The following is a 15,152-nucleotide window of genomic DNA, read 5'->3' on the forward strand; positions in this document are numbered from 1 at the left end:
CTGTTTTAGTGAGATAGAATATGGCATTCAATATCAGACGATAACTCCAGTCACGTGGTCGACCATTTTTTGGAGTATCATAGCCAGGGTCAGGGAATAGAGGCTTGAGGGTTGCCCACTCGTCATCGGTCAGGTCGGATGGATACATAATTATCCTCCTTCTTCAGCTAATCAGACACTGTAGTTATAGACGACTTTGAGTTTTTACACTGAGTTAATGGTCAGTAACTTTTACAACAGTCTCTTACTGGTATCACGACTGAAGGTGATGGCAAAAAACTGGGGGCAGGTCTTTAATCTTGAAACCAACGTCAAAAATCAAGACCTAATGAAATGGTCCGCTCCGCTCCCAAAATAGCTTCAAATGAGCCGGGATAGTTCTCATCCAAAAACACAGCCAATTGAAAATGTTAGAAATTTATGCTGAAAAATAATTATGGTTGAAAAGGTGTTTTCGCTTATCACGCTGCCAATACCGGCTTGCGACTAAATCTGGCCATACCCTCCAGGGTCTCAACCCCACAAAGGACAGCGCATAAGGCGATATTGAGGATATCAATAAAGGTACATTAAGTAGTTAGTTCTCGTCCAAAAACGCATCGGGCAATCATAATCGGACTGTACGTACGTTTTAATATTTCCTGAATTCCAGAGAGCCGGAAAAACTCTTCCCTTTTTTTCTCTAATCTGGGACGGATATTGGAGAAAAAACGCAAAAAGCAGGCAGAAAACATCCTCCCACCATGCTGGAAAGGTACTTTCATGTAGTATGGAGGTGGCTATCAGGATGGTGCCGGGTGCCTGGCCAGAATCACCAGGTTGTAACAGACCACCGATAACCAGCAGTGAGAGTCAAAACCCTCAGAACCCTTGCAGTGGCAACGTGATAGCCCCGGATTTATTGCGTTCCGGCATTGTGTACAATACTCCATATATCCATAAACAAATCATTTTCGCCTTCTGAATTATCTTCATATTTTCCATACCTCTCTTCTGCTATTTTTATGGCAGGTTTGGGGTCTGCTCCATGATCTAAAAGGCATCTGGCGATTTTATAAAACTCTTTCAAATCCTCATCATTTAATAAACAGTCTGAAATACGAAACATTACTAATCTTAAAGGCGTAATCGGTTGTATAAACCCGTTTGGATCGTCCTGATCTGTGGAGTGCCTGTAACTTGGATCGGCTCCTCTGTTCAAACAGTCTTCAACTCTTTCAAAATCATGATAACTTACCGCCTCCATTAATTCTTCGTCAACGGCTCTCTTCTGACTTGCTATCCGCACAAAGCCTGGTTCCGAGGTCAGTAATACAGTGTCAGAACTGCTCGTTGCAATGTGTGTAGTCGCGGATGCTACCGGAAACCCTGAATTGAATGTTGCTAAAGAATGATCATTTGATGAAGTTGTTTCTGTGCTACCAGCAGTGGTGCTTTCGGCATCACTGCCTGTATTCGATGGGGCCAACCTAACCGTAAAGGTAAACGAACTGCCATCTTCACTACTGCTATATGGCCTGCTTGAACTGGGCATGATCCTCGAGCTATCAAGCTCAGCTTGGTCATTGATTCCGGGGTATGGAGAAGGAGGGGCCGCGTAAGGAGGAATAGTCGGGTAAAGTTGGGGACGAGTGGCGGGTGCTACGGCACCTGGTGGCAGAAAATCAACTCTTCTCGTGTGATCCGGATTAGAAGGGTTACCGGGAACATATGGCATATGTTGCCTGGTGGGATCATGTGGGTTCAAGGTGAATCCCGAGTATGTCACCTGGCCTGAATAGCCGGAATCCGCAGATGATTGCCGTGCATCTGATGGGGAAAAAGGCTGTTGTGACTGTGAATATGATCCCTGCCGGTTATTAACAGAATATGTATATTGACCTTTAGTGTTCATAACTCAAACCTTTGTGAATTATTTATTCTTCAAGTCAACAAAATAGACAAAAAACATCGACAGGCTGTTTTTTATTTTATGAAATATCCGGGTCAAGCGCTCTCATCAACAGGCTTGGCCACAGCAATCAGGAAAAAACAGAAACCCATATCATTGGGTTCCCCCCGGGTTGCCCGGGGAGAAACCGCAAAAAGCTGGGGTCATATATGGTCCGCCCCGCTTTGCAAGGATAAGTTTTCCATCATGACTAAAGAGTAATGCTTCCACTCTCTTAATAAAGAATCCGGCCTTTGGGGTGAGGTCACAATGCCTCTGGCCCTGATGGAATCCGCTCACTCATCAGGTCTTCGGCCTCTATGGGCCCTGACCCCGGTCAGGTTCAAGGGAATGCAGGTCTTACCTTTTATGCCATCATTTGAACTTTATCCGCGCAACTCGTTGCAGGCTTCTTACACTGATTAACCGCTCTTGCTTTTCTTGTCTAACGACAAATGTTTAATAGCTTGATGCCGATGCTCATGCTGCTGCCTTGTAGGGTTCTTTCTTGGTTAACACAGCCCAGGCAATGCGAGCATTCTTATTGGCAACTGCCACCGCTGATATATTCTTGCCCCTGCGCTGGTCAAGCTCTTTAATCCAATTATTACGTCGATCGTCGTGTTTGTCGGCCACCCTGACACAGGGGGTCAGCCTCCTTACTGCATCTACATGGGAACGGTTTAACAACTCTCAGCTAATGACCGCTAAAGATCAGGGAATTGAGAAAGGACGCACTGTGGCCATTGACAGCACAGTCACCGAATCCGATATCAAACCACCTTGCGACAGTGATCTTTTAGCCTGTTCCGTTAAAGAAATTTGTCGGCTGCTTGAACGAGGACAAACACTGACAGCGACGCCTCTTTATGAATATACCCATCACAACCGAGCCGTAAAAGATGCGGCCAGAAAATGCATCTAAGCTGGCAAAGAAGAACGGCATCAGCATTATAAAAAACTGCTGCTGTTGACCCGAAAATCCCGGAAGGTGCTTATCGAGGCAACTTTCAAGCTTGCAGGTGCCCGTCAGCGGGGGCAGCGTCTCCTGGCGGATGATGCCGAAAAATGGCAGGCTGATGTGGATCACCTGTTGCCCCTGGTGGATGCAATAGTCTCTCAGACAGAGCGCAGGGTCTTGAAGGGTGAAAAGGTGCCAGCCCGGGAGAAAGTGGTTAGCCTGTATGAACCCCATACAGATATCATCGTAAAAGACCGGCGGCAAGTGCAGTATGGCCCTAAACTGAGCCTGGTTCAGGGAAAAAGTCGATTGATCCCGGATCTGGTTATCGAGGAAGGTAATCCAGCGGATTCTGACCGATTCATTCCGATGATGGAAAGACAAAAAGAACTTTATGGAGTTGACCGCGAAACTACCCCGCCAGCCCCTTTTGATTCACTTAATCGTATTGGTACGATTGTAAGTTATAAGGTGGCATTGGTATAACAGGCCACTCGACTATAACGGAACTATTTGCCGATAATATGATCAAATTGCCGATAATATGATCAAAGTTTGTAAACTGATTAGTAGCCATTTTTTTCACGCCAGGTTGTAAGGTTTACTTAAAATGATTTCGCCTAATTATTCACAGCAAACAATGGTCGCTCCCTTAACGAGTGAGGAGCTTGCTTCAACTGCAACGGTGGATATTAAATTCGGGAATACATTCCGAGCTGTACGCGAAGTTTTTGCTCAGAATATTTTGCAAGATGCCAACAAGACTATTGATAAAGACAGTCGTTATTTTGTGGATCGATCATCTTGTAATCTATCTTGGTTACACCGGGTCTCCCCAAAAGGGTCATTAGGATATTTTGGTTCACAATATGTTGTTAATTTGATTCCTGTTCCAGGGAAAGTAAATGTAAAGTTTGACCAACACTGTCAAATTATTGATCGGGAAAACTTTGTACATCAATTAGTTACCAGTAATGAAGCTTTGATTGAGCTGGCAATAAAAGGTGTTGAGTTTTTGGCCAGGCAGTTCTCATCCGAGAAGCAGTCTATGGAAGTGCTCCATTTGAGCATAGGTCGGCATTATATTTCCAATAAGGGTTTAAAGGGAGGGTTATGGCATCGTCATAAGGGGGACTATAGCCTTGTGATGTTGATGAATGACGATTCAGTTATTAAAAATAATGCTCCTTATTACACGGGAGGAATATTAGAAACAGCGAAGTTTGCGGGACAATCCTTGGGAAAAGGGATACTTGCTGTTGAGGGGACTACTGAAAAACACGTCTTGGAGCCAAACAGTGGTTATGTTTTCTCAAATATCGAGGGTAATATGGTTCTTCGACATGCTGATGGTGAGTATGTCTCGGTTAACCCAGAACAGCCGCAGGAAAAGCCGCAGGAAAAGCCTCTGGAAAAGAGGATACTGATTATCATTATGAACCGCTCTTCCAAGCCAGCACTCCAGAGTAAAGGGACAGCATGAATGACTCTCCTCACTGCCAAGCCTCCCAAACCAAAAGAAAACCAGAAAACCGGTGGCAGGTTTTGATTCTTGAATGAAGTCAAGGAAAAATCTTCCCGATACGGCAATTGAAGCCAAGGCCTGGTTCAGTTTTTTCTCTGTGAAGGCCGGTTCTGATAACTTCCGGGCATCGTCCATCCAGGGCATTATGAATCGCATCAAGGCCAAGGGTGTTGAGGTGGTGGTGTATGAACCGGTGCTGGATGAAGCGGAGTTTTTTAATTCACGGGTGATTAGCGACCTGGATGGGTTCAAACAGTCCGCCGATGTGATTGTCTCCAACCGGCTGGTGGATGAACTGGCTGATGTGTTGGATAAAGTCTTTACCCGCGACCTTTTTGGATCAGATTAAAAATCGCTGGTGCGATTCTGTTACAGCGTTGAAGGTTTAAACGTTAAAAAAAGCGTTGTAACGCTTTAACTTTTCAACATTGCCACCTTATTAACCATAAATTCTTCCGGTGTGAATACCGGGATTTCGGCTAACCGAAAGTCTTTGGCGTTGCGGGTGATGATGGCTTCGGCTCCGGCTTGTATCGCGGCAGCATACAGTACGGCATCTTCAAAATCGTTAAATCCACTGTCAAGGGCATGCATTAATATGGTGTGATCCACCGGTGCTACCTGATAAATCTGTAACAATTTTTTAATGGCGGCATTGCCTTTGGCTTTGCCGATGGTTTTGCAGGTGAGGTAGTGAATGGTGGTCAGGGTTGTGGCGCAGAGTATGCCATTGAGTGTTCTGCGCTCCACTTTGCCCATAATGGATGATGAGTGAGCCACAAAGGGTTCCCGTTCGAACAGGACATCAAGAATAACGTTGGTATCCACCAGGATTTTCATAGATATTTGTCTTCCAGATGTTTTTTGTAGTCCTTTTCTGCATCATCCGTCGGGCCATCGGCCAGCAACCCTTTCAGGCTTTGGGTTAATGGTGGTAATGGTTCGTCTTCCGTCCCATGACGGGTTAGGTCTGCAAAGTAGTCAGCCACCAGTTGCGACAACGATTTGCCATGTTGTGCCGCGTATTTTTTCGCATTGTTGACCAGTTCGTTTTCTACCCGAAGCGTGAGTTTGTGCATGATGATTACCTTGGCGTATCTTTTTTTAAAATAGTACGTCAGATAGTGAAATTCGTCCATAATATTGCTGGAAAAAAGAAAGAGAAAACCGGGGGGGAATAATGTCAAGGAAAAATCTTGCCGATCCAGCCGTCACATCATGGATAAACTGAAACAGTGGCTGGACAGGCAGCACCGAAAATACCCCCGAAAAGCCTGCCGGGCAAGGCGCTGACCTGCGCGCAGAATCAATGGAAGTATCTGGTCCGTTACCTCGATAGCGGATTACTGGATATCGACAACTATGCTGACACAGGGGGAAGGTGCCAATGTTGAACACCTGTTGCCTATGAACCTCACATCGGATGATGTAAAAATAGCGAACTGGTGGAAGTAGGGGGGAGATGGGGGGGGCACCAACAGCTTACGACGAAAAAACGCTGTACCACGTTCTCCAATCATTTTTATGATTCGAGCCGGACGAATATTCATGGTTATCCTTAAAGGGGGTTTTAGCTTTTCAAGGCTTTAACAGCCTTTCAGGAGTCATGGCAATGTCTGGAAAATTGCGCAGCAGTTTTTTATCCCAGGTGACTAACGGGCAATCTAATGTTTCTGCCAATACCACAAATAACGCATCGTAAGCCGGATGTTTTGTGTAAGTGGCCAGTTCCAGTGCTTTGAACCATAACCGCTCACTGCTGGTTACCGATGTGATCAGGGCTTCAGCTCGTTCGGTTGCCTGTATGGCCTGATGCAGGCTTAACTGCTGATGGGTTATCCATTGCCAGGCAACATTACAGAACTCAGCCCGGAACAGATCAGGCACATGAATGTATTCGGTTTTTGCCAGTACGGCCAGGGCGTCCTGCCGGTGCAAAGGCTCATTAAACAGTGCATAGGCAAAGACCATGGTGTCGATAACGGCGCGGGTCATGGTCGGCCTTCCTGTCGCCAGGTGTCCATGTCTTTGGCCGGGGTTTCCGGCAGTTCTTTCCAGCTGTTTTTAATGGCGTTAATCAGGTCAGACTTTTGTTGATAGCGGGCTTCAAGCAGTTCCCGCACTTCTTGCTCCATGGAACGGTTGCCCGCTTTGGCGCTGGCTTTCAATCGTTCGATCAGTTCGTCTGGCAGGTTTCGGATGGTCAGGGTTGCCATGGATATTGCCTCCTTAAACGAGTGTTTAATCCAAAATGCTAGCATGTCGCTAGCATTTTTGCTGGCAAATATTACATATCGATATGGAGCCCTGCGGTGAATCCTTTAATGGTGTCTGAATGCCCTCCAGCATTATCCGTCTCCATCTCATAATGGCGATAACCGGCCTGGAGATAAATGGCGGGCAGCAACTGGAAGCGGGCACCGGCACTGATGTCGGTTACGGTGGCATCGGAGTTTCTGGCGTAGTTCAGTTTGCTGTAGTAAGAAACCTGACTGCCCGGGAACCATTCGGCATCGGCAACCGCCATGGGCAGGGTTTCGTCGTAGTAACGACTGCCATTGATATGGTGCAGGCCTGCGCCCAGGTCGATGGAGACCAGGTCGTTATCCAGGATTTCGTAGTAGCCGTACGCGTCTACATTGTTCATACCATCCGCTTCACCCTCAAGCGTAGTGGCACGCAGGGCAGCGTTGGGTACCAGAGGCACCGGGTGCTCGATCTGGACATACGCGGAGCCTCCTTTGCCGTGATCGTTGGTGTGCCAGTAATCCAGTCCGGCCTTTGCGCCGGCAATGTCTGCCTGGGTGAGTGTGCTGGAAAGTAACAGCAAGGATAAGCTGATCGATTTTTTCATCAGGGTGAGATTCGCTTTGTGTCGGTGAGATAGACGTTAGCGTGCACTGTACAGTGCATTCTCCGGTGTGTATTTAGGGTTTTACCGAACGGGTGCTAAACAAGATGACCCGTTTCATTCTTGCCCTCGCATCATTGCTCTTTATTTCTTTCTGGTTGTCTGCGGGAATCTGCGGATTGGGCCCGGGGATAAAGGCTGATACAGTCGTTTGCTTTTAGCCCTGATCGAAGGTGAGTAGAGATAACCTTGAGCCATTTTCTGTGTCTTTCTGCTGGTATTGTTCGAGCCCCTGAATTGAAGCCTTTGCTTCAGGGAAGTGTTTGCCTGCATCGGCCATGGAACCGATGGCCTGGTCTTCGTGAACCGGATGCTGTGCTTGGTTGGGGTATGAAAGCCAATACTGGCAAAACCAGCGCATTGGCCGAACGGCTGCAATTACCCTTCTGGCGGCTGGAAGATGGTTTTATCAGTTATCTTGGTCATCCGGCTTTGGGGGATCGTCGTTTTTCCCTGATCGTGGATAAAACCGGTATTTATTATGATGCCCGGCAGCCTTCTGATCTGGAAAATCTGCTTAATAACCCGCAATGGCTAACGCCGGAGCTGGAAGCCCGTAGCGTAAAGCTGATTGATACCATTTGCACTCACCATATCAGCAAGTACAACCATGAGCTGGTTGGTCAGTGGCAGGTGCCTGCTGATAGTACTGGCAAGCCCAAAGTTCTGGTGGTTGACCAGACCTTTGGTGATTGTTCTGTTTCTTGTGGGATGGCCAATGCAGAAACTTTTACTGCAATGTTGGTTGCTGCCTTGCAGGAGAACCCGGAAGCGGAAGTGTGGGTTAAGGTTCATCCGGATGTGGTGCTGGGTACCAAGCAGGGCTACTTCCCGTTTGAGCATGGCCATATAAAGGGCGTGACGGATACAAGGGTTAAGGTGCTGGCGGATAAGGTGAATGCCCAATCACTGTTCCCGCACTTTGACAAGGTATATGTGGTGACCTCCCAGCTCGGGTTTGAAGCGTTACTGCATAACAAGCCGGTGGTCTGTTTTGGTGTGCCTTTCTACAGTGGTTGGGGGCTGACTGATGACCGGGGAGGGTGTGAGCGTCGCGTTCAGAAGCATTCACTGGCCAGTCTGTTTGCGGCGGCCTGTCTGCTATATACCCGGTATATTGACCCGGAAACCGGTGAGCCCTGTGAACTGGAAGATGTTGTCGAGCTGATTGCGCTTCAACGTCAGTATCAAAATCCTCAAGTTGATCGGCTCTACGCATTGGGCTTTAGCCTTTGGAAGCGAGCCTTTGTTAAAGAGTTTGCTGCCGGGCTGGCGGGTGAAGTGGTGTTTGTGCGTCATCATCGGGCGTTACAAAAGCGGTTAGCGAAGGATACCGGAAACAGCGGCCTGCTGGTTTGGGGGCGAAAGCCTTTACCGGAAGTTGGTGGATCGGGTGGTGACGGACTGTGATATTTTTGATTGCATCAGCCAGTGTGATGAACTCCATGTGATGACTTCCCAGGCCGGTTTTGAGGCGCTGCTTCAGAATAAAACCGTGCATTGCTGGGGCATGCCGTTTTATGCCGGCTGGGGGTTGACCCATGATCATATGGCGGGGAGTACGATTGATCGTCGTCGGCAGCATTCCCGCAATCTGGCGGAACTGGTGTATCTGGCCTTGTGTGAATATCCACGTTATGTGCACTGGCAGACCCGACGGTTCACAACGCCGGAGCGGGTGGTAAAGGCGCTGGCTCGACAACGGGTTCTGGCTGGTAAACAAGTGATGGATAAGGGCTGGCTTGGGCGAAAATGCCGAAAAGTGCAGTTTTTGCTGGAAGCGATCCGTAGCTGAGGGATGTTAATGCAAATAGCATCGGTACTCTTTCTTCAGGGGCCTCTGGGGCCATTTTTCCGTGAGCTGGCCCGGGAGTTTTCTGACCATGGGTATATCACACACAAGATTAATTTTAATGGTGGCGACCGTTTATACAGCGGTGCTGACCACTGTGTTGATTACATCGACACTTTAGAACAGTGGCCAGAGTTTCTGGAAAGCTATCTGCTGGAACATCAGATTCAGACTGTTTTTCTGATGGGGGATTGCCGCCTGTACCACCGGCTGGCCAAACCAGTCTGCGAACGTATGAATGTGCGGTTTATGGTCTTTGAGGAAGGATACCTTCGGCCAGACACCATTACCCTGGAACGTGGCGGGGTTAATGACCTGTCGAGCCTGGATTTTTCCCTAATGGGCCTGGCTTCGGCTTCCAGCCAACGACTGAATGCTGAAATAGCCATGCCACCATCCATGGGGCAGCGGGTGAGGTATGCAGCATTCTATTACTGGGCTGCCTGGTTCCAGCGTCAGCGGTTTGTTAACTACCAGCATCACCGGGCTTTTTCTCCGGTTGTGGAAGGTGCGAAATGGATTCGAGGGTTTGGTCGTAAATGTCTGAGCAAGTGGCGTGACCAGCGAATTCACCAGACGTTAACCGGAAAGCTGAGTGGCCGTTTCTTTTTGGTGGCCCTACAGGTTCATGATGACTCTCAGATGCTTTACCACTCGGATTATCCCTCTGTTGAGTCCTTTATCGAAGAGGTGATCGCCTCTTTGCAGGCCATGCCGACCACAGGGACTTTCTGGTGTTAAAGCATCATCCGATGGACCGGGGATACACTGATTACCAACAGCTGATTCAACAGCTGGCACTGCGCTATGGTGCGGTTGGGCGAATCATCTATTGCCATGATGTTCCATTGCCTGTGTTGTATCACCATGCTCTGGGAGTGGTTACGGTTAACAGTACGGTGGGGATCTCAGCATTACTCCATGACCTGCCGGTAAAAGTAACCGGCCGGGCGTTTTATGATATTCGCCATCTGACTTCGCAATGTTCTCTGGATCAGTTCTGGAAGGCTCCGGAGCCGGTGCATTCGGAGTTGTTTAACCGTTTGCATTCACTGATTTTCCGGGAGAGCCAGATTAATGGCAGCTTCTTTAATGAGCTGCCTCTGACCTGCCAGAATACCCGGCTTTTTTATGAACAGAAGTTTGCGTCAGTCTCTGCGGCAGAGATCGTTAATGTGGCAGAACTGGTGCAAGTGGTGGCAAATGAAGAGCTAGCGGTTGCCTAGCCGCTTTTTATTCTCTTTAAGAATTTTAATTACCTGAAAGACTTCAAAACGATCTATTAATATCGCCATTTGGATTTAAAACTCCGTCAATACTGATGAATATCGCATGAGCAGTGCCGTACAGCGATACCCTTGAATTTATCAGTAAGGAGTTGCATCAATGGAGAAAGGAGCTCTCCGCGGCATTGTCCTGGCGATGGCAATCACCCCCGCTTTATCCCCCGCCTATGACCTCACCCCTGATGGTGCCTCTGTTGGTTACGGTCACTACCTCGAAAACAAAGCCGAACTGGATGATTACCGGGCCAGCGTGCGCTGGGACTGGAACAAGGCCTGGCTGGAAGATTCTGATACCTGGCGTTTAACCGGTTACTCTGATCTGGCCATCAATTTCTGGATCAGTCGCCTCGGGCCGGAAGATCAGCCCAGCCCGGATGGGGCGGCTAATGTTTATGCCATCAGCTTTTCTCCGGTCTTTCGCCTGGAACATAACACATCAGACTCAATGCGCCTGTTTGTGGATGCCGGTGTGGGCCTCAGTTACCAATCAAAAAAAGATATCGAGAAAAAACTGAAGTCTCCCATCAATATGGGCGGCCATACCCAGTTTGAAATCCGTACCATGATTGGTTCCCGCTTTGGCGGTCAGATGCAGTACGAGGTATCTGCCGGGTGGTTCCACTACTCCAATGCCAACCTCCACGACCAGAATGAAGCACTGGATTTTGGTGTGATTCAGTTTGGATATTGGTGGTGAGAATATAGCCCGGATATTTCATAAACATGCTCCCGTTCTCGCTTGTCCTTTGCCGCTCTAAGGGAGTTTTGTTCAGTCGACCGTACTCCCCGGTACGGCGCTCCCTCACAAAATCCCTTAGAGCGACAAAGTCCTCGGCTTTGGCATCCTGCGTCGCCCTACCTCCCACATCCATGTGGTCGTGCGCGAGATTCGGGGCAGTTTATGAAATATCCGGGATAGGAAAACAGATAATCCCAGTCAAAAAAGTCCCTTATTTTTACCCCCAATACCCTGGCCAGTTTTTCTATACTGGCCAGAGTCAGATTCTTCTCGCCTCGTTCAATATCGCCAATATAGGTACGATTGAGCCCTTGCACGGTGAGATAGCTTCTCCTGCGTGAGGCATTGCTCCTGTCTGAGTTCCCGTTGACGATTTCCAAATGCTTTTTGAACGGTGTCCAAACTTCGTATCCTTATGGATAACTAATTGCCAACTTATTGTATCTTTCCAGATTGTCATTTAATGGTTTATGTTCTGGGGATTCTGGGCAACGTGAAGGTATGTAGTTACCTTATTGGTAAACCGACAACAAAACATACCCCGGCATCAATACACTTCGTATTGTTTCGCCGGGTTCTTTTTAATATACCTTTGAACTATCCCTTTGAATTACGGCAGCTTCAGATCCGTTGCTGTACCACTTTGCAAATAGGATTTTACCTCTTGATAGTGGGGCTGAATCTCCGCGCTGTTGAGTTCTCCCAGCCAGAATGTCCAGGTCAGTTTTTTTGCACTACCATCTATAGCCTGGACTGCTCTGAGACCAAAATAGAGCGGTTGGCTATCCTTGTCTGCATCAGTGCCGGTCATGATGTAAGAAGCTCCTACTAAATTATCGGGCATACTTCCATGTGACAATGGGAGATCTTTCAGGCATTTGTTCTGTTCTTTGGCCAGTTCTTTATGATAAGTTGCCTGCTGATTGGTGTCTCTGATCTGCATACCGCTCTTAGGGTAGGCTATATACAGGGTCACTTTTTCAGGGTCGGATTTGGCCAGGTTCCTGACGGTGACAGTTCTGTCGCTAATGGTTTTCGCCCGTGCACTGTCACCTTGCATTTGTTTGGACATGGCTTCAGGGGGGGCTGTATTCTCGGGAGTAACCAGCGGGGTTGCAGGGGTTTTCGTATGAAATAATACCATCACCCTGGTGACAGATCTTTCTTCCATTAGCTTTAAGAGTGTCTGTTCGAAAATGGTTTGCATGCCTACGCCAATGGGGCGTAATTTTTTGTCATTATCTGAAAGTTGGATTACTTTAGCTTTTGAAATCTCTTGAAAGCGCTTTAATATCTCTGACTTGATTGTCTGGTCATTCTTATCTGAATCGGACAATGGCTCGTAAGCGCGATGTTGGTCTTTAAATCTGGCTTGCAGATTGGCCTGAAGGGGGGGAATCACTTTTTTAAACCTCTCGCCGTGAGTGCAGCCAGTCAAAACAAATACAAGAGTACTGAGGGTCAATGCTTTTAGGGCATTAGAAAGTTCCATGTTTTTATCGAGCAGGCTGATTTTTGATGAATTGGAGTGATAAAAATAGAACAGGATTTGGATATTTCAATCTTTGGCTGACAGTTTGGGCAACATTTTTGGGAATCAATGTGCTTAGTCCTCCTGTGATGGTACGCCTGATCATGGATGTGACCTGGAATCTACATGAAAACGTCATTACGTCGATCTGGCTAAAGTAGCATGCTCTTCCAACTAAAGCGGGGGCTTCTGAATTAACAGGCTACGGCCAGTTTATAACAATTTGACTTACACAGAAGCCTCATGGCCCGTCCGGTTTTAAATTTCAAATTCCCGAACAGCCTACAGATGTCGGGAGGCTCACGCTGATAATGCTGAAAAACTTGAAAAACCACAGCTTCTTAAAATCTGAAATTAAGCATGAACATATCTGATTTTTTTGTTGTCTTTAACTGTCCAAGTTTGAGAAGTATAAGGTTATGCTTATGATTTCATCCTCCTCTTCTCCAGTATCTTCTCCTGTTACTGCTGCTGATCAACCACCGTCTTATGAAGAAACAATGGCACAAAAGGCTGTATCAGGGAGTCACGATGTTCAATCTGCTTCTTCTGATGCAACGGTAAGTTTAAAATTTCAAACTACAGTTCCGATTCTGTCGGAAACTTCCCAAAAGGCAAATGCAAATGTTGACACGCATAAAGTCAGTGCCGTTGCAATCAATAGTGCAAATTCACTCAAATCCCTGAAAAGGCCATCCACCGATAACTCAGTCCTCGAGCCTCCCTCCCGGGAAGCGTTAAAAACAGCGGCATCTACTTTTATTGCAAACAGTGCCAATATTGCAAACAGTGCCAAAAGAGGGTATTGCCCTGGTGATCCGCAGACTCACGGTGCTGCGGCTAGACCTTTAGATTTGTATTCCGTATCTCATTCTGATGATTCGGAAGAACAGAAAAATATGTCAAAATTGGCTTTATGTGAACTTGTTCAGAATAATGTTGAGGGTTTCAATATAATATTTCCTTATGTAGCTGTTCCCGGTTGCGGTCGTTTAAATCCAGTAAGATTTCTAAATGTTATGCTCTGTTTATGCGAAAGTGCTTATCAAGACGCTTTTCCAAAAACAGTTATCAGTATTGGTTCGGGGCAAGCATTCCTTGAAAAATGTTTTGGTTTGATGGGTGGAGTTAATGTTAAATGCTATGATCGTGAACCATTAACTCGATTTTTACCTGTTGAACAAGCTGAGTTCCCAAAAGATATTAACAAGTGCCTGCCTGAGGATTGCAGTAGTTGTTTATTGGTTTCAGCATATCCCCAAGGGTATTTAGGCCCTGTGCTCGCGGAATTTATTCGACGTGGAGGGGAAATGCTCTGCACCACTGTTGAGGGTGGTTTGTTTTGTAGTATGCATGAAGGGTATGAAGATAATCCGGACATTCTCAGGGACGGGATTAAAGAGTTAAGGAGAAAGAATGGAGAGTTCTTTCAGGTGCAATTAAATGACTACAGTTTAATGGGGTCGCCATCATTTATCCAATTTTACAATTGGCCATCAAGCGTTAAGCAGTTGATGTTTGATTCTCAGAGGTTAAAGGGTTTGTGTTCCGATATCGAATTTCCAAGAATCCTAACATCAAGTTCACGTTAAAGGAATTAATTATGCAAAATATCAATTCTGGAACCACGCCATCGCAATCACAGGGTATGTTACCCATAAACTCAGAAAGGACAAATATAAATGACATGAAGAGAGAATTAATGGGTTTTGTTAGACCTCTGCTTTCTTTGAATACACGTGTGTGCGGGTTGTCAATGTCTGGCAACAACAGGGGGCAACTTCAGTTCGTTGTTATAGCTGATTACGATTGCAGCCAAAGGCAGCAGTTGCTCGCCGACTTGGAACTCTTCCTACAGAATAATATTCCGGAGAGGTTGCGCACTGAATTTAAACTCAATATCAGATACATCAGCCTATCGAAGCTCTGTAGGCAGGCTTTTCTCATGGCGTCGGGTATGTCAGGGATTCTCGGTAAGTTGTACCAAATCGCCCTGTACCAGCTCGTTTGCAATGCAGGGTTCCGAAAGGCAGCTGATGCCAATGGAGCTCACCATGCGCCTGATCGCCCCAGTCTGGTTAAGCTCCATCTTCAGATGTCTTTGTCGAAAATACTGACCAATATGAAGCTCAAAAAGCATAGGGGTGCCTGATCGGGGCTCCCGTAATATCCATTCAGTCTGCTCAAGGCTCTTAATGTTTACCATTTTGTGTTTTGCCAGGGTGGTGCTACTGCAAAAAAGTATAAGTAAAACTTAACCCGGATATTTCATAAACATGCCCCCGCTCTCGCTTGTCCTTTGCCGCTCTAAGGGAGTTTTGCTCAGTCGACCGTACTCCCCGGTACGGCGCTCCTTCACAAAATCCCTCAGAGCGACAAAGTCCCGCGCGAGATTCGGGGCAGTTTATGGCATATCC

20 protein-coding genes and 2 pseudogenes are annotated in these 15,152 nt (G+C 47.0%); 10 read left to right on the forward strand and 12 right to left on the reverse strand.

Annotated features, from left to right (window positions below; all coding sequences use genetic code 11):
- The 3 genes from J7439_RS26870 to J7439_RS03545 form a co-directional block, all read right to left on the reverse strand.
- Positions 1–148: transposase (locus J7439_RS26870; RefSeq protein WP_209200595.1), on the reverse strand; the 148-nt coding region annotated here is incomplete at its 3' end.
- 750 nt (positions 149–898) lie between these two features.
- A complete protein-coding gene (locus J7439_RS03540) occupies positions 899–1,534 on the reverse strand; it encodes a hypothetical protein (protein ID WP_209200464.1) in 636 nt (211 codons plus the stop codon).
- Positions 1,535–2,410: 876 nt separating this feature from the next.
- Complete coding sequence (locus J7439_RS03545) at positions 2,411–2,566, reverse strand: hypothetical protein (RefSeq protein ID WP_209200465.1); 156 nt, start codon at positions 2,564–2,566, stop codon at positions 2,411–2,413.
- A 64-nt stretch (positions 2,567–2,630) separates the two neighbouring features.
- Here J7439_RS03545 and J7439_RS03550 point away from each other — a divergent pair, with 64 nt between their 5' ends.
- The 4 genes and pseudogenes from J7439_RS03550 to J7439_RS03565 form a co-directional block, all read left to right on the forward strand.
- Positions 2,631–2,855, forward strand: coding sequence for a hypothetical protein (locus tag J7439_RS03550; RefSeq protein ID WP_209200466.1), 225 nt, complete (start codon positions 2,631–2,633; stop codon positions 2,853–2,855).
- Between the two features lie 45 nt (positions 2,856–2,900).
- On the forward strand, positions 2,901–3,377 hold the full coding sequence (locus tag J7439_RS03555; RefSeq protein WP_209200467.1) for a hypothetical protein: 477 nt from the start codon (positions 2,901–2,903) through the stop codon (positions 3,375–3,377).
- A 124-nt stretch (positions 3,378–3,501) separates the two neighbouring features.
- Positions 3,502–4,374, forward strand: a complete 873-nt coding sequence (locus J7439_RS03560; RefSeq protein ID WP_209200468.1) for a hypothetical protein — start codon at positions 3,502–3,504, stop codon at positions 4,372–4,374.
- 139 nt (positions 4,375–4,513) lie between these two features.
- Positions 4,514–4,765, forward strand: a pseudogene (locus J7439_RS03565) (UDP binding domain-containing protein); the annotation flags it as partial.
- Positions 4,766–4,830: 65 nt separating this feature from the next.
- Here the strand turns inward: J7439_RS03565 and J7439_RS03570 are convergent.
- Both J7439_RS03570 and J7439_RS03575 read right to left on the reverse strand, forming a co-directional pair.
- On the reverse strand, positions 4,831–5,256 hold the full coding sequence (locus J7439_RS03570) for a type II toxin-antitoxin system VapC family toxin (protein WP_209200470.1): 426 nt from the start codon (positions 5,254–5,256) through the stop codon (positions 4,831–4,833).
- Positions 5,253–5,495 carry a DUF6364 family protein gene (locus J7439_RS03575; protein ID WP_209200471.1) on the reverse strand — a complete coding sequence of 81 codons (243 nt, stop codon included), beginning with the start codon at positions 5,493–5,495 and terminating at the stop codon, positions 5,253–5,255. The genes J7439_RS03570 and J7439_RS03575 overlap by 4 nt, the downstream gene beginning before the upstream one ends.
- A gap of 156 nt (positions 5,496–5,651) precedes the next feature.
- Here J7439_RS03575 and J7439_RS26875 point away from each other — a divergent pair, with 156 nt between their 5' ends.
- On the forward strand, positions 5,652–5,810 hold the full coding sequence (locus tag J7439_RS26875) for an IS66 family transposase (protein WP_209200472.1): 159 nt from the start codon (positions 5,652–5,654) through the stop codon (positions 5,808–5,810).
- Between the two features lie 184 nt (positions 5,811–5,994).
- On the opposite strand, the gene J7439_RS03585 is transcribed toward J7439_RS26875, so the two are convergent.
- From J7439_RS03585 to J7439_RS26270, 4 genes are all read right to left on the reverse strand, one after another.
- Positions 5,995–6,411, reverse strand: coding sequence for a type II toxin-antitoxin system VapC family toxin (locus tag J7439_RS03585; RefSeq protein ID WP_209200473.1), 417 nt, complete (start codon positions 6,409–6,411; stop codon positions 5,995–5,997).
- On the reverse strand, positions 6,408–6,632 hold the full coding sequence (locus J7439_RS03590; protein ID WP_209200474.1) for a FitA-like ribbon-helix-helix domain-containing protein: 225 nt from the start codon (positions 6,630–6,632) through the stop codon (positions 6,408–6,410). The genes J7439_RS03585 and J7439_RS03590 overlap by 4 nt, the downstream gene beginning before the upstream one ends.
- 71 nt (positions 6,633–6,703) lie before the next feature.
- Positions 6,704–7,270, reverse strand: coding sequence for a TIGR04219 family outer membrane beta-barrel protein (locus tag J7439_RS03595; protein ID WP_209200475.1), 567 nt, complete (start codon positions 7,268–7,270; stop codon positions 6,704–6,706).
- Positions 7,271–7,484: 214 nt separating this feature from the next.
- Positions 7,485–7,607, reverse strand: coding sequence for a hypothetical protein (locus tag J7439_RS26270; protein ID WP_286198190.1), 123 nt, complete (start codon positions 7,605–7,607; stop codon positions 7,485–7,487).
- 35 nt (positions 7,608–7,642) lie between these two features.
- Between J7439_RS26270 and J7439_RS03600 the strand changes: the two genes are divergently transcribed.
- The 4 genes and pseudogenes from J7439_RS03600 to J7439_RS03620 all read left to right on the forward strand — a co-directional run bounded on the left by J7439_RS03600 (position 7,643) and on the right by J7439_RS03620 (position 11,162).
- Positions 7,643–8,737, forward strand: a complete 1,095-nt coding sequence (locus J7439_RS03600; RefSeq protein ID WP_353622992.1) for a capsular polysaccharide export protein, LipB/KpsS family — start codon at positions 7,643–7,645, stop codon at positions 8,735–8,737.
- Positions 8,724–9,122: a capsular polysaccharide export protein, LipB/KpsS family gene (locus J7439_RS03605; protein ID WP_209200477.1), complete on the forward strand. Its 399-nt coding sequence runs from the start codon at positions 8,724–8,726 to the stop codon at positions 9,120–9,122. The genes J7439_RS03600 and J7439_RS03605 overlap by 14 nt, the downstream gene beginning before the upstream one ends.
- A 240-nt stretch (positions 9,123–9,362) precedes the next feature.
- Positions 9,363–10,405, forward strand: a pseudogene (locus J7439_RS26275) (capsular biosynthesis protein).
- A 160-nt stretch (positions 10,406–10,565) separates the two neighbouring features.
- Positions 10,566–11,162, forward strand: a complete 597-nt coding sequence (locus J7439_RS03620; RefSeq protein ID WP_209200480.1) for an acyloxyacyl hydrolase — start codon at positions 10,566–10,568, stop codon at positions 11,160–11,162.
- 158 nt (positions 11,163–11,320) lie between these two features.
- On the opposite strand, the gene J7439_RS03625 is transcribed toward J7439_RS03620, so the two are convergent.
- Positions 11,321–11,521: a helix-turn-helix domain-containing protein gene (locus J7439_RS03625; RefSeq protein WP_353622991.1), complete on the reverse strand. Its 201-nt coding sequence runs from the start codon at positions 11,519–11,521 to the stop codon at positions 11,321–11,323.
- Between the two features lie 293 nt (positions 11,522–11,814).
- Complete coding sequence (locus J7439_RS03630; protein WP_209200481.1) at positions 11,815–12,606, reverse strand: hypothetical protein; 792 nt, start codon at positions 12,604–12,606, stop codon at positions 11,815–11,817.
- A gap of 554 nt (positions 12,607–13,160) precedes the next feature.
- Here J7439_RS03630 and J7439_RS03635 point away from each other — a divergent pair.
- Entirely contained in the window at positions 13,161–14,327 is a 1,167-nt protein-coding gene (locus J7439_RS03635) for a hypothetical protein (protein WP_209200482.1), read from the forward strand.
- Positions 14,328–14,695: 368 nt separating this feature from the next.
- Here J7439_RS03635 and J7439_RS26880 read toward each other — a convergent pair whose 3' ends face one another.
- Positions 14,696–14,941 (reverse strand): type 2 periplasmic-binding domain-containing protein, encoded by a 246-nt coding sequence (locus tag J7439_RS26880; RefSeq protein ID WP_209200483.1) that lies wholly within the window; start codon positions 14,939–14,941, stop codon positions 14,696–14,698.
- Positions 14,942–15,152: the final 211 nt, after the last annotated feature.

This window comes from Salinisphaera sp. G21_0, from assembly GCF_017744115.1.
In the GTDB taxonomy this organism is placed as follows: domain Bacteria; phylum Pseudomonadota; class Gammaproteobacteria; order Pseudomonadales; family Endozoicomonadaceae; genus Endozoicomonas.